Origin of the sequence: Streptomyces sp. NBC_00029, assembly GCF_045160505.1 — a bacterium.
Classification (GTDB): domain Bacteria; phylum Actinomycetota; class Actinomycetes; order Streptomycetales; family Streptomycetaceae; genus Streptomyces.
Genome location: NZ_CP108292.1, coordinates 4,289,884 through 4,303,189, shown reverse-complemented (window position 1 = coordinate 4,303,189; position 13,306 = coordinate 4,289,884). Strand labels below are relative to the sequence as shown.

Genomic DNA, 13,306 nt, shown 5'->3' with positions numbered 1-13,306 from the left:
CCGGCCGCCGCTCACCTCCGGTGTCAGGACGGCAGGAGGCGCTGTTCCTTGGCCACCGAGACCGCGCCCGCGCGGGTGTCGACGCCGAGTTTGTCGTAGATGCGGCCCAGGTGGGTCTTGACCGTGGCTTCGCTGATGAACAGGGCGCGGGCGATGTCGCGGTTCCCGAGGCCGCGGGCCAGCTGGCCGAGGATGTCCAGTTCGCGGTCGGTCAGGGTGGGGCGGGTGCCGCGCATGTGGGCCATGACGCGGCTGGCCACCGGCGCGGACAGCGTGGTGCGGCCCTGGGCCGCGGAGTGGATGGCGGCGAAGAGCTCCTCGGGGCGTTCGGCCTTGAGGAGGTAGCCGGTGGCGCCCGCGCCGATCGCCCGGGTGATGTCCGCGTCGGTGTCGTAGGTGGTGAGGACCAGGACGTGCGGGGGCGTGGGGAGCGCGGTGATGCGGCGGGTGGCCTCGACGCCGTCGATGCCCTCGCCCAGCTGGAGGTCCATCAGGACCACGTCGGGGCGGAGCCTGGCGGCGAGGGCGACCGCTTCCTCACCGCTGCCCGCCTCGCCGAGGACCTCGATGTCCGGCTCGCTGCCGAGCAGGGCCAGGAGTCCGGCGCGGACCACCACGTGGTCGTCGCAGAGGAGGATCGTCGTCATGGGGCCGGCTCCAGGGGGATGGCCGCGGAGAGGACGGTGCCCTCGCCCGGCGTGGATTCGATCGTCAGGGTGCCGCCGAGCTGGCGGACGCGGGCCCGCATGGCCGGGAGGCCGTGCCCGCGTCCTGCGGCGCCGGTACGGGTCCCGGTGCGGGGCTCGGTGAAGCCGTGGCCGTCGTCGGCGATGTCCAGGACGACCTGGTCGCCCAGGAAGCTGAGGGTGAGTGCGGCCGTACGGGCGCCGGAGTGCTCCCGGACGTTGGCCAGCGCGCCCTGGGCTATGCGCAGCAGGGCGGACTGGACCCGGTCCGGGAGCGGGGCGGGGGTGCCTTCGAGGTGGAAGCGGACCTCGATGCCGGGGCCGGCGTCCAGGAAGCGCAGGGCGTCGGCGAGGCCGGCGCCGTCGGCGAGCTCGGGCGGGGCCAGGTCGTGGACGAGCCGGCGGGCCTCGGCGAGGCCGTGCGCGGCGATGCCGGTGGCGGTACGGACGTGCGCGCGGGCGGTGGCCGGGTCGCTGTCCCAGGTGCGGTCCGCGGCCTGGAGCAGCATCTGCTGGCTGGACAGGTTCTGGGCGAGGGTGTCGTGGATCTCCATGGACAGCCGCTGCCGTTCGGCGAGGGTGCCTTCGCGGCGCTCGGTGGCTGCGAGCTCCCGGCGGGTGCGGATCAGGTCGTCGATCAGTGTGCGCTGGGCCTGGGCCTGGCGTTCCATGTGGACGAAGACGGCGGTGGCGAGGGCGGCGACGGCGGGCGGGGCCAGCAGCAGGTTGGGGTCGAAGGACTTGGCCAGCTGGAGCTGGGCGATCACCACGAAGCCGGTGAGGAGGGCGACGAGCACGACGGCGGCGCGTGGCGGCAGGGTGCGCAGGGCGGTGAAGAACAGCGGCACGGCGCACCAGGCGAAGCTCGGCGCGAGGACGACCAGGACCACCCAGGTGGTGACGACCAGGCCGAGCCACAGGAGCCGGCGGGCGGTGGGGGCGGCGCCGAGCGCGGGGCCGAGTACGTAGAGCAGGGCCAGGGTGATGCTGAGGGCGAGGACCCACGGGGTGCGGGGTTCGCCGGGATGGCGCAGCAGGAAGCGGACCACGGAGGCGCCGAGGAGCAGGAAGAACGCGGTGTGCGCGACCATGGCCAGCGTGCGGGTGTCGTCGCGCGGCGGGGCGGGGTGGCTCACCGGTTGCTCCTGGTGTGCGAGGGGTGCGTTCATTGTCGCCCGCGGCGGCGTTGCCGGGACTGGGCCCCGGCACCTGCGCGGGCACCTGCGCGGGCACCTGCGCGGGCACCTGCGCCTCGACCCCGCGCCCCGGCCCCTGCGGGGTGGAGGCGGCTCTGACCAGGAAATACCGTGCCGGAGGCGCTCCGCATCGACCGATCGGATGACCCTCGGGTCAGCCGGAACGGTGGCCGGGGCGAGCCGGTACGGGGACGGGGTGCGGGGGGTTTCGGGCCGAGGCTTGGAGCAGTGAAGGAGCCGGTCCGACCGGCCCGGACCGACCGACTCGAAGCCGTCACCGCGGCACCGTTCTCAGGAGCAGAGATGAAGACCCGCACCCGCGTTCTCACCGGTACCGCCCTTGCCGTCGCCCTGGGCGCCGGAGCCTTCGGTGCCGTGAGCGCCAGCGCGACCCCCGCCGCCGAGACCGCCCAGGTCTCCGTGGCCGGGAAGAAGGACGGTCAGAGCGACAAGAACTTCACCACCACGACGCACCTCACGGTCGACGCCGCGACCCGCGCCGCCCAGGCCGCGCTGAAGGCCGCGGAGTCCGAGAAGCAGAAGGTGACCGTCGCCGTCGTCGACCGCAACGGCAACACCATCGTCACCCTGCGCGGCGACGGCGCGGGCCCGCAGTCCTACGAGTCGGCCCAGCGCAAGGCCTATACCGCCGTGTCCTGGAACGCCCCCACCTCGGTGCTCGCGGGCCGGCTCGCCCAGGCCCCGAACCTGAAGGACATCCCCGGCACCCTCTTCCTCGGCGGCGGTACCCCGGTCCAGGTGGACGGCGCGCCCGTCGCGGGCATCGGTGTGGCCGGCGCCCCGAGCGGTGACCTGGACGAGAAGTTCGCCAAGGCGGGCGTGGACGCGCTGAACAAGTAGTCCGCACAAGTAGTCCGCACAAGCAGTCCGCACGCGCAGTCCGCGCGAGTGGTCCGCGCGGCCGCCCCGCCTAGGATCGAGTGCGTGGAACACCGTGCTCTTTCCCGCCTCGCCGCCCCCGCCGTCGCCGCCCTGCTCGCCCTCACCACGGGGTGTACGGGGGACACGGTGCAGGGGCGGCCGGGTGCGTCGGGGCTGCGCGATCCGTACTTCCCGCGGGCGGGGAACGGCGGATACCAGGTCGACCACTACGCGCTGGACCTGGACTACGACCCCGCCGACGGGCAGCTGCACGGCACGGCCGTGATCACCGCCCGCGCCGAGCAGGGTCTCAGCTCCTTCAACCTGGACTTCAGCGGGATGAACGTCGAGGGCGTGACCGTCCAGGGCGAGGGGGCCCGGTACAACCGGACCGGCAACGAGCTGACCGTGCGCCCCGCCGAGGACCTGAAGAAGGGCGAGGTCTTCCGTACGGAGATCGACTACAGCGGGAAGCCGAAGCCCCTGGAGGATCCGGACGGCTCCAAGGAGGGCTGGATCACCACCGAGGACGGCGCGGTCGCCGTCGGCGAGCCGGTCGGTTCGATGACGTGGTTCCCCGGCAACCACCACCCCAGCGACAAGGCTTCGTACGACATCACCTTCACGGTCCCGCGCGGATACGAGGCCGTGTCGAACGGCGAGCTGCGCTCCCGTACCGAGGACGCGGACGGGCGGACCGTCTTCGCGTGGCACAGCCCGGAGCCGATGGCGAGCTATCTGGCGACCGCCGCGATCGGGCCGTACAAGGTGACGACCGGGCGGACGCCCTCGGGGACCGGTCTCTACAGCGCCGTGGCGCCCGGGGAGGGGACCGCGGACACGGGTCCGCTCGCGCGGCTGCCGGAGATGGTGGAGTGGGGCAGCGGCCGGTTCGGCCCGTACCCGTTCGCCACCGCGGGCGCGATCGTGGTGCCCGCCGGGACCCTCGGCTACGCGCTGGAGACCCAGGGCCGGCCCGTCTTCCCCGGTGCGCCCGCGGAGGAGGAGCTCGTCGTGCACGAGCTCGCGCACCAGTGGTTCGGCGACTCGGTGTCGCCGAAGTCGTGGAAGGACATGTGGCTCAACGAGGGCTTCGCGACCTACGCCGAGTGGCTGTGGGCCGAGGACCACGGCGGGCCCACGGCGCAGGAGCACTTCGAGGCCTTCGAGGCCGGTGACACGGACGTCGACAAGGACGCCGGCGTCGCCTGGGACGCCTTCCCGCCGGCCTCCCCGCCCGGGGCCGGGGACATCTCGGCGGACCCGGTGTACTACGGCGGCGCGATGGTGCTGCACCGGATCCGCCAGGAGGTGGGCGACGAGAAGTTCTTCGCGCTGGTGCGCGGCTGGGCCGCCGACCACCGGCACGGGAACGCGAGCACGGCCGATTTCACCGCCTACGCCGAGGCGAGCACCGGGCACGACCTGAAGAAGGTCTGGGACGTGTGGCTGTACGGGAAGGCCCGCCCCAAGTAGGCCGTTCGCGACCGCCGGGCCGGCCGCCCGCCCTCCCCGGGCCTACGGGGCCTACGCGCCTACGGGGCCCGAACGTCTACGGGGCTTCGAGCGGCTTGCGCAGCACGGTGCAGTCGCGGCCCATCTCGCGGTCCTTGGCACTGCGCAGGGCGACGTACCCCTGGGACTGCCAGAAGGCGAGGGCCTTGGGGTTGTTGTCCAGGACGGCGATCCGGACGCCCGCGCGTCCGGCGGCCCGGAAACGGTCCTCGACGAGCGTGGCGACGGCGCGGCCGTATCCCTCGCGGTGCGCGGTGGCGTCGATGAGCAGCAGGCCGATCCACGGGTCCGGGTCGTCGGCGGCGGGTGCCTGCGCGAGGGTGGCGGCCAGACCGACGAGGCGGCCGGCGGAGCGGGCGAGGAGCACCTCGGCGCTGTCGTGGGCCAGTTCCACGGCGAGGGCGGCGGCGACCTGTTCGACCGTGATGCGGTCCGGGTCGGGGAAGTCCCCGCTGAGTTCGAAGAACGCGTGGTTCGTCGAGTAGAGGGCGGCGATCTCGGTGAGGACCGGGCCCGGCAGGGCGCCGTCGACGGGGACGAGCGGTTGGAGGATCACCTGCCGAACGGTAGCGAAGCCCCCTCCCCGGACGGCCGGGAGGGGGCTTCGCCGGCGCTGGTGTCCGGCGGGTCCGTCAGGTGCCGGATCCGCCGGACGCAGTCGCGGCCTCAGGCGTCGACGCTGCTGTTGAGCAGCCGTTGACGCAGGCTCAGACGTTGACGCCGAAGTCCTGCGCGATGCCGGTGAGGCCGGAGGCGTAACCCTGGCCGACCGCGCGGAACTTCCACTCGGCGCCGTTGCGGTAGAGCTCGCCGAAGACCATGGCGGTCTCGGTCGCCGCGTCCTCGGAGAGGTCGTAGCGGGCGATCTCGGCGCCGCCGGCCTGGTTCACGACGCGGATGTACGCGTTGCGGACCTGGCCGAAGTTCTGGCTGCGGGCCTCGGCGTCGTAGATGGAGACGGGGAAGACGATCTTGTCCACGTCGGCCGGCAGGCCGGCGAGGTTGACGTTGATGGCCTCGTCGTCGCCAGCGCCCTCGCCGGTGCGGTTGTCACCGGTGTGGACGATGGTCTGGTCCGGGGTGGACTTGTTGTTGAAGAAGACGAAGTGGCCGTCGGAGACGACCTTGCCCGTCGGGTTGACCGCGATCGCCGAGGCGTCGAGGTCGAAGTCGACACCGGTCGTCGTACGGACGTCCCAGCCGAGGCCGACCGTGACGGCAGCGAGGCCGGGGGCCTCCTTCGTGAGCGAGACGTTGCCGCCCTTGGACAGGCTGACAGCCATGGGAATGTCCCTTTCCTCATCCAACATGCACGTACAGGCGGTCAAACTACCGCTGCCCCCTATAACGCGACGAGAGGCCGGTCGGGTTCCCGTCGTGAATTGTCCGTGACGGGGGAATTTCCGCGGGCCCGGCGCGGGGGCGGTAAATGCGGGTGACGGATGCCCGGGCGGGGGCGGATCATAGGGGCATGCCTGGTCCTTATGTCATCCGCGGTTCGGTCGTGCTCCCCGAGGGAGAGCTCGCCTGGCGCTTTTCGCGATCCTCCGGACCGGGCGGTCAGCACGTGAACACCTCGGACTCGCGCGCGGAGCTGCTGTTCGACCTGGCGGCCACCAAGGCGCTGCCGGAGGTGTGGAAGGAGCGGGCGCTGGAGCGCCTCGCGGCGAAGCTGGTGGACGGCGTGGTGACCGTACGGGCCTCCGAGCACCGCTCGCAGCTGCGCAACCGGGAGATGGCGCTGGTCCGGCTGGCCTCGCTGCTGGCCGAGGCGACGGCGCCGCCGCCGAAGCAGCGCCGGGCGACGAAGATCCCGCGCGGGATCAATGAGCGCCGGCTGCGCGAGAAGAAGGCGCGGGGCGAGACCAAGCGCGGCCGCACGGCCCGGGACTGGTAGCCGCTCCCGGCGGGCCCCTACTGGCTCAGGTGCCGGTAGCGCCCGCGGAAGTACGTCAGCGGCGGCGAGTCGGGGGACGGCAGGCCGGCCGCCAGGACCCGGCCGACGACCAGGGTGTGGTCGCCCGCCTCGACGCGGTTCTCCGTACGGCACTCCAGGGTGGCCAGGGCGCCGGTCAGCAGGGGTGCGCCGGAGGCCTCGCCGCGTACGTACGGCAGATCGGCGAAGAGCAGCCGGTCGCTGATGCGGCCCTTCATCGCGAAGCGGCCCGCAACCTGGAGCTGGTGGTCGGCGAGCACCGAGACCGCCCACAGCGGCTGTTCCGCCAGCAGGTCGTCCATCCGGGACCCCTCGCGCAGGCTCACCAGGACCAGCGGGGGATCCAGGGAGACGGACATGAAGGCCGTCGCCGTCATGCCGACGTCCTCGCCGCGGGGGCCGTCGGCCGACAGCGGGGGCTCGTGCGCGGTGATCAGGCACACGCCCGCCGCCAGCCGGGACATCGCGGCCCGGAACTCGTCATTGCTCACTCCCTCAGCATGGGGGTTTCCGTGGGGCGGGGTGGGTACGGGGGTCGTCTTCAGCACGCTGAAACGCTAATCTCGCCCTTCCGCGCCGCACATCGGGCCCTGGTCCGAGTCGCGTCCCCGCCCCTTGGCCTAGGCCCGGGCGTATCGTTTGCTCTCGGGAATGAGAGGGAGCGCTCCCAGTCGTGCACGAGCCCACTGCGCACCGATATTCACCTGATGTGACTTGAGTCACAGAGGGCAAGATTTGTTGACCCTGTGTACCTGGCGCACAGCTCACTGTGATTCAGTGGACGGGACACCGCAACGAAACGCCGATGACAAACCTGGAGTTGCTGTCGAGGTCTCGGGGAGAGCGAGCAATGGAGACCGAGTCGGAGCCGTACGTCCGTCTTGCGACCCTGCGGCAGCTGCACCGGGTGGTGGCCGAGCTCAATACGGCCCGGAGCCTGGCGGACACTCTGCAGACCGTCGTGGACGGCATCGTCGTGGGCCTCGGCTACGAACTCGCCTGTGTCAACCTCGTTCGCCCGGACGGTGATCTCGTCGTCGCCGCCTTCGCCGGCGACCCCGCCGCGGAGGCCCTCATCACCGGCCGGGTCGGCTCCCGCGCCTCCTGGGAACGCCGCCTGACGATGGGTGAGAACTGGGACGGACTCAGGTTCATCCCGCACACCGAGGGCTGGGTCCTCATGGAGGACGACGTCCCCCAGTGGCACACCGACGGCCCCGATCCGCGCTTCGAGGACGAGTGGCATCCCGAGGACCGGCTCTATGCGCCCATGTATGCGTCCGGCGGGGAACTTCTGGGTGTCATTTCGGTGGACAGACCGCGCAACGGCCGCCGGCCGGGAGCCTGGGGCCGCGAAGCGCTCCAGATGTACGCCTTCCAGGCGGCGATTGCCATCAGCAATGCCAGGCTCCGGGCGAACATGCAGCGCGCCCTCGTCCGGCTGGAGCGCGAGCAGCAGGCGCTGCGGGCCAGTGAAGAGTCGTTCCGCCAGGCCTTCGAGTACGCGCCCAGCGGCATGGCCATCGCCGAGATGGGCGGCGACCAGCACGGCCGGCTGCTGCGGACCAACGACGCGCTGTGCCGGCTGCTCGGCCGCCCCGCCTCCGTCCTGCGCCGCTACTCCTTCTCCGACCTGGTCCACCCCGAGGACATCGGCACCCTGCTGCGCACGTCCGCCGAGGGCGGCCGCGCCGAGCTGCGCCTGGGCCGCCGCGACGGCACGTATGTATGGGTCTCGCTGCGCAATTCCGTCGTCGCCGACGCCGCCGACGGGCCCCGGTTCCTGCTCACGCACGTCGAGGACATCGAGGAGCGCAAGCGGCACGAGCTCCAGCTCGCCCACCGCGCCAGCCACGACTCGCTGACCGGCCTGCCCAACAGCGCCGAGCTGCGGGCCCGGCTCGGCGCGCGGCTGTGCCGCAGGCCACAGTCCGTACGGGCCTCCGCGATCGAGGCGCTGGACGCGGCCTTCGAGGGGCGTGACGGGTACGACGGCCACGCGGCGCACGGCGGCCACGCGGCTCACGGCGGCCACGCGGGGCATGACGGGCACCCGGTGGGGGCGGAGGCGGGTGGTGCCGGTGAGCACGGGTTTCACGCCGACGGCCCAGACCGTTTCGCCGGGGCGGACCCCTTCGAGTTCCCCGGGGCGCCGCCCGCCCCGTCGGACGGCCCGTACGACCACCACGTGCACACGGTGGCGCCCGCGACCGACATCGACGACGGTACGAAGGGGCTCGCGGTCCTCTTCTGCGACCTCGACGGCTTCAAGTCGATCAACGACCGGTTCGGGCACCACACGGGCGACGCGGTCCTGATCGAGGTCGCCCGGCGGCTGACGACCGGCGTCAGGGACGGTGACACCGTCGCCCGGCTGGGTGGTGATGAATTCGTCGTCCTGGCCGACGGCCTCGGCGCGGCGGACGCCGCCGACCTCGCGGTCCGGCTCCGCAACGCGATCATCCCGCCGATCAGGGTGGACGGCCGTGCGGTGCGGGTCGGGGCCAGTTTCGGCATCGGATGGGCCAGCTGCGGGATGTCCGCCGACGAGGTGCTGCGCTCCGCCGATCAGCGGATGTATATCGAGAAGAGGTCCCGGTCGAAGGCCCATCGCAGGGCGGGCTGAGGCGATCTGCCGCCCGTGGGTGCACGTGTTCGGGGTAGGCTCCCGGGGGTCGAAAGGAGTGACCTGCGATGACGACGCCCGCGAACAACGTCCCGCACGGTGGGGCGAACAAGCCCGAGGACGACGATCCGTTCGGCTACCTCTACGAGGATGGCCAGGCGGCCGGAGCCACACCGCCCGCGTCGGGCGGTGGATACGGCTACCCGGGCGCGTCGGGCGGCGGTCACAACGGTCCCCAGCCCGGTGTCCCGCGCACCTCGCACCACCAGGTGCGTACGGTCGGGGACCGGCGGAACGGCGGCCCGCGCGGCCCCGTCCCGCACCAGCAGAACACCCCGCAGACCCCGTACCCGCAGTACCAGTCCCCGGAAGCCCTCCAGGCGGGCGGCTACGGCGTTCCGGCGCAGCAGGCGCACTCCCCGCAGCACCAGACCCAGACGGTCGCGCACCCGGGCGGTCACGGCGGTGGTCACGGCGGTCGCGGCGGCGGCAGCTCCAGCCGTCGCGGTCTGCTGATCGCGGCGGTCGCAGTGGTGGCCGTGGTCGTGATCGGCATCGTCGCGGCCCTGCAGTTCGGCGACAAGGACAAGGGCAAGGAAGAGCCCTCGGCGAACGGCGGCCAGCAGTCCGCGGCCCCGCAGAACCCGGCCAGCCCGGCCCCGAGCAGCCCCAAGCCCTCGCAGGCCCCGCTGCCGAAGGGCGAGGCCGCCGGTGCGGGCATGGTGCTGACCGGTGGTGCGCGGCTGGAGAACACGGTGCCCGGTTCGAAGAGCTCGGGCGGCCAGTACGTCGCCGGCTTCAACCAGCAGGGTGCGGCGCTCACCTGGACGGTGGACGTGCCGGAGGCCGGCGAATACACGCTGTTCGTCAACTACGGCGTTCCCGGCAAGCCCGGCAAGGCGACCCTCACGGTCAACGGGCAGAGCCCGAACCAGTCGCTGAACCTGGACAACTTCGCGAAGGCTGCGGACGGCGCCTGGGACAAGGGATGGACGCGCACCTTCGCGTTCATCAACCTCAAGAAGGGCACGAACGCGATGAGGATCTCGTGCGAGGCCGGCAACCAGTGCGACGTCGTCTTCGACCAGCTGGAGCTGGCTGCGGGCCACGTCAGGCGCTGACGCCGGGGACACACGTCCCGGCCACGCACATCAGGCCCTGCCGCGCACGCGCGGCAGGGCCTGATGTCGTCGTACGGAGGGCCTGCCGGCCCTTGTGCGCAGGGCAGCGTGCGGAAGGGCGGGGCGGACCTGCCGGGTCGTCAGCCGCCGGCACGGACGCGTACGGCGTGCCGCAGCTCCTCGTAGACGCCGGCGTCGAACGCTCCTGCCGTCGGGGCGAGGACCGTGGCCGCCGAGAGGGCCACCGCGCGGGAGAGGCGAGCCGGCCAGTCGAGGCCCTCCGCCACCGCCGACAGCAGGCCGGCCACCGCGGAGTCCCCGGCTCCGGTGGGGTTGCCGGACAGGGCGCGCGGCGGGGACGCCTGCCAGGTGCCCTCGGCGGTGGCGGCCAGCAGGCCGGCCGGGCCGAGCGAGGTGACCACCGCGTGGGCGCCCCGGCGGCGGGCGTCGCGGGTGGCGGGGAGCGGGTCGCGGGATCCGGTGAGCTCGGCCAGTTCGGCGGCGTTCGGCTTGATGATCTCGGGGCGGGCGGCGACCCCGCGGCGCAGGGCCTCGCCACTGGCGTCCAGCAGGACGGGCACTCCGGCCGCCCGGGCCGAGCGGACGAGCAGGGCGTACGCGCCCACCGGCACTCCGGGCGGGAGGCTGCCGCACAGGGCGACGGCGTCGGCGCCGTACACGAGGTCCTCGTACCGGGCGAGGAACCGCGACCACTCCGCGGCCGTGATCAGCGGGCCGGGCTCGTTGAACTGCGTGGTGTCGCCGGAGGCCGCGTCGGCCACGGCGACCGTGCGGCGGGTGTTGCCCGCGCAGGGCACCAGGGCGTCCACCACGCCCGGGGACCGCTCCAGCAGACCCCGTACGACGGAGCCGACCGGGCCGCCCGCGAAGCCCGTCGCCGTCACCTCGTGGCCGATCGCGGCCAGCACGTGCGCGACGTTGAGGCCCTTGCCGCCGGGGCGTTCGGAGACGGTGGAGACCCGGTGCGAGGCGTGCGGAAGCAGCCGTGGCACTTGGTACGTGACGTCGAGCGCGGTGTTGAGCGTCACGGTAAGGATCATGGGCACTCCCGGGTCTGTTGCTGCCGGGATCATGCCAAACGGAAGCCGGTCGGCCCAGCCCTCGGGCCGACCGTTCTCCCTGCTTACGGCCGGTCGGCCGTCAGATGTGCGGTCAGGAGGGCGGGCTGACGATCCATTCGCCGCGGCGCATGACGCCCTTGACGTCGAAGGCGGCGTCCAGGACGACGAGGTCCGCGTACTTGCCGGGCTCCAGCGAGCCGATCTCGTCGTACAGGCCGATCAGCTTGGCGGGATTGGCCGAGATCGCCTGGACCACGGACTCCACCGGCAGCTTGTCGAGGGTCACCGAGCGCTTGAAGGCGGTGTCCAGGGTGAGGGTCGAGCCGGCGATGGAGCCGCCCTCCACCAGCCGTGCCACGCCGTGCCTGACCTCGACCTCCAGCGGGCCGAGGTGGTAGGTCCCGTCGCCGAAGCCGGCCGCGTCCATCGCGTCGGTGATCAGCGCCACGCGGTGCGCGCCCGCGTGGTGGAAGGCGAGTTCGAGGGCCGCCGGGTGCAGGTGGGTGCCGTCGTTGATGAGCTCGACGGTGATCCGCTCGTCCTCCAGCAGCGCGGCGATCGGGCCGGGCTCGCGGTGGGCGAGGGGCGGCATCGCGTTGAAGAGGTGGGTGGCCACGGTCGCGCCCGCGTCGATGGCGGCGCGCGTCTGCTCGTAGGTGGCGTCCGTGTGGCCGATCGCCGCGATGACCCCGTGCTCGGCGAGCAGCCGTACGGAGTCCAGGCCGCCCGGCAGTTCGGTGGCCAGGGTGAACATGCGGGCGGCGCCGTGCGCGGCGTCGATCAGCTTGCGGACCTCGGCCGGGTCGGGGTCGCGGAGCAGGTCCTCCTTGTGCGCGCCCTTGCGGCAGGGGTTGATGAACGGCCCCTCGAAGTGGATGCCGGCGATCTCGCCCGCTTGCGTCAGTTCGGCGAGCAGGGCGGCGCGGCGGGCCAGTTCGTCCAGGTCGCCGGTGACGGTGGAGGCGACGAGGGTGGTGGTGCCGTGCTCGCGGTGGGTGCGGACGCCCTTGAGGACGTCCTCGGCGGTGCCGGAGGTGAACGAGGCGCCGCCGCCGCCGTGGTTGTGGATGTCGACGAAGCCGGGGACGATCCAGTGCCCGGACAGGTCGACGGTGCGCGTGCCCGCGTCGGCGCTGCCGGCGATGCGGTCGCCGTCGACGATGACCCTGCCGCTCGCCACCGTCCCGGTGGGCAGCACCACCCTGGCGCCGGAAAGAACAGTGCTGTGTGCGCTTCCGGACATCAGGCAGGTACCTCCGTGGCGAGTAGGTCCCAGGCGAGCAGCCCTGCGCCCAGGCATCCGGCGGTGTCCCCGAGGGCAGCCGGAACGATGTGGGGGAGCCGCTGGAACGTCACGCGCTCCTCCACGGCCGTCCGTAGTGGTGTGAACAAGGTTTCCCCGGCCTCCGCCAGCCCGCCACCGATGATCAGCGTGCGGGGGTCCAGCAGGGTGATGGCGGTGACCAGTCCGTCGGCGAGGGCGCCGACGGCGGCGAGCCAGACCTCCCGGGCGCGCGCGTCACCGGATTCGACGGCCTTGGCGCAGTCCGCGGCGTCGGCCGCGGGGTCGCCGGAGGCCTCCGCCCAGGCGCGGCTGACGGCCGCCGCGGAGGCGAGGGTCTCCAGGCAGCCGTGCTGGCCGCAGCCGCAGGCGGGGCCGCCCGGGCGCACCACGATGTGCCCGATCTCGCCCGCGTAGCCGTGGGCACCGGCCTCGATGCGGCCGGCGATGCCGATGGCTCCGGCGATGCCGGTGCCCAGCGGGACGAAGAGGAAGCGGTCGGCGCCGCGGCCTGCGCCGATGCGGCCCTCGGCGAGTCCGCCCGTGCGCACGTCGTGGCCGAGGGCCACCGGGATGCCGCCGAGGCGTCTGCTGAGCAGGTCGCGCATCGGTACGTCGCGCCAGCCCAGGTTCGCCGCGTAGACGGCGATCCCGTTCTCGGCGTCGACGATGCCCGGGACGGCGACCCCGGCGGCCGAGGCGGGCCGTCCGAAGCGCTCCCGGCCGGTGTCGAGCAGCTCGGCGGCGAAGTCCTGGATCGTCTCGACGACGGCGTCGGGGCCCCGCTCGCGGCCGGTGGCCCGGCGCGCTTCGTGGAGCAGGGTGCCGTCGTCGGCGACGAGGGCGGCCTTCATCCCGGTGCCGCCCACATCGAGGGCGATGACGTGTTTCACGGATTTCACAGAGACAGTCTCGCGTGTTCGGCGGGGAAAGGTCTAGTCCAATGAGGGAGATTGTTGACCGGCCATACAAATTCGGAA

13 protein-coding genes are annotated in these 13,306 nt (G+C 72.8%); 5 read left to right on the top strand and 8 right to left on the bottom strand.

Features of this window, described 5'->3' with window-relative positions; genetic code table 11:
- Window positions 1-23 precede the first annotated feature (23 nt).
- Together OG753_RS20130 and OG753_RS20125 are read right to left on the bottom strand one after the other, a co-directional pair.
- On the bottom strand, window positions 24-647 hold the full coding sequence (locus OG753_RS20130) for a response regulator (protein WP_383203537.1): 624 nt from the start codon (window positions 645-647) through the stop codon (window positions 24-26).
- On the bottom strand, window positions 644-1,855 hold the full coding sequence (locus OG753_RS20125; RefSeq protein WP_405789463.1) for a sensor histidine kinase: 1,212 nt from the start codon (window positions 1,853-1,855) through the stop codon (window positions 644-646). Before OG753_RS20125 ends, OG753_RS20130 begins: the two co-directional genes overlap by 4 nt.
- A gap of 330 nt (window positions 1,856-2,185) precedes the next feature.
- Between OG753_RS20125 and OG753_RS20120 the strand changes: the two genes are divergently transcribed.
- Entirely contained in the window at window positions 2,186-2,743 is a 558-nt protein-coding gene (locus OG753_RS20120) for a heme-binding protein (protein WP_327263143.1), read from the top strand.
- Between the two features lie 84 nt (window positions 2,744-2,827).
- The gene (locus tag OG753_RS20115) at window positions 2,828-4,240 is read left to right on the top strand and encodes a M1 family metallopeptidase (protein ID WP_405789461.1); all 1,413 of its coding nucleotides are present in this window, start codon (window positions 2,828-2,830) and stop codon (window positions 4,238-4,240) included.
- A gap of 76 nt (window positions 4,241-4,316) precedes the next feature.
- Here the strand turns inward: OG753_RS20115 and OG753_RS20110 are convergent, their stop codons facing one another.
- Window positions 4,317-4,835, bottom strand: coding sequence for a GNAT family N-acetyltransferase (locus OG753_RS20110; protein WP_327263141.1), 519 nt, complete (start codon window positions 4,833-4,835; stop codon window positions 4,317-4,319).
- Window positions 4,836-4,986: 151 nt separating this feature from the next.
- Window positions 4,987-5,562 (bottom strand): TerD family protein, encoded by a 576-nt coding sequence (locus tag OG753_RS20105; protein ID WP_030718836.1) that lies wholly within the window; start codon window positions 5,560-5,562, stop codon window positions 4,987-4,989.
- Between the two features lie 188 nt (window positions 5,563-5,750).
- On the opposite strand from OG753_RS20105, the gene arfB reads away from it, so the two are divergent.
- Complete coding sequence (gene arfB, locus OG753_RS20100; RefSeq protein ID WP_327263140.1) at window positions 5,751-6,176, top strand: alternative ribosome rescue aminoacyl-tRNA hydrolase ArfB; 426 nt, start codon at window positions 5,751-5,753, stop codon at window positions 6,174-6,176.
- Between the two features lie 17 nt (window positions 6,177-6,193).
- On the opposite strand, the gene OG753_RS20095 is transcribed toward arfB, so the two are convergent.
- Window positions 6,194-6,763 (bottom strand): flavin reductase family protein, encoded by a 570-nt coding sequence (locus OG753_RS20095; RefSeq protein WP_383200829.1) that lies wholly within the window; start codon window positions 6,761-6,763, stop codon window positions 6,194-6,196.
- Window positions 6,764-7,065: 302 nt separating this feature from the next.
- On the opposite strand from OG753_RS20095, the gene cdgB reads away from it, so the two are divergent.
- A complete protein-coding gene (cdgB, locus tag OG753_RS20090) occupies window positions 7,066-8,841 on the top strand; it encodes a diguanylate cyclase CdgB (RefSeq protein WP_327263138.1) in 1,776 nt (591 codons plus the stop codon).
- A 68-nt stretch (window positions 8,842-8,909) separates the two neighbouring features.
- A complete protein-coding gene (locus OG753_RS20085) occupies window positions 8,910-9,962 on the top strand; it encodes a CBM35 domain-containing protein (protein ID WP_327263137.1) in 1,053 nt (350 codons plus the stop codon).
- 140 nt (window positions 9,963-10,102) lie between these two features.
- On the opposite strand, the gene OG753_RS20080 is transcribed toward OG753_RS20085, so the two are convergent.
- The 3 genes from OG753_RS20080 to OG753_RS20070 form a co-directional block, all read right to left on the bottom strand.
- The gene (locus OG753_RS20080; protein WP_405789459.1) at window positions 10,103-11,023 is read right to left on the bottom strand and encodes a 1-phosphofructokinase family hexose kinase; all 921 of its coding nucleotides are present in this window, start codon (window positions 11,021-11,023) and stop codon (window positions 10,103-10,105) included.
- Window positions 11,024-11,135: 112 nt separating this feature from the next.
- Window positions 11,136-12,287, bottom strand: coding sequence for an N-acetylglucosamine-6-phosphate deacetylase (nagA, locus tag OG753_RS20075; protein WP_327263135.1), 1,152 nt, complete (start codon window positions 12,285-12,287; stop codon window positions 11,136-11,138).
- Window positions 12,287-13,219 (bottom strand): ROK family protein, encoded by a 933-nt coding sequence (locus OG753_RS20070; RefSeq protein ID WP_327266834.1) that lies wholly within the window; start codon window positions 13,217-13,219, stop codon window positions 12,287-12,289. The genes nagA and OG753_RS20070 overlap by 1 nt, the downstream gene beginning before the upstream one ends.
- Between the last annotated feature and the right edge of the window lie 87 nt (window positions 13,220-13,306).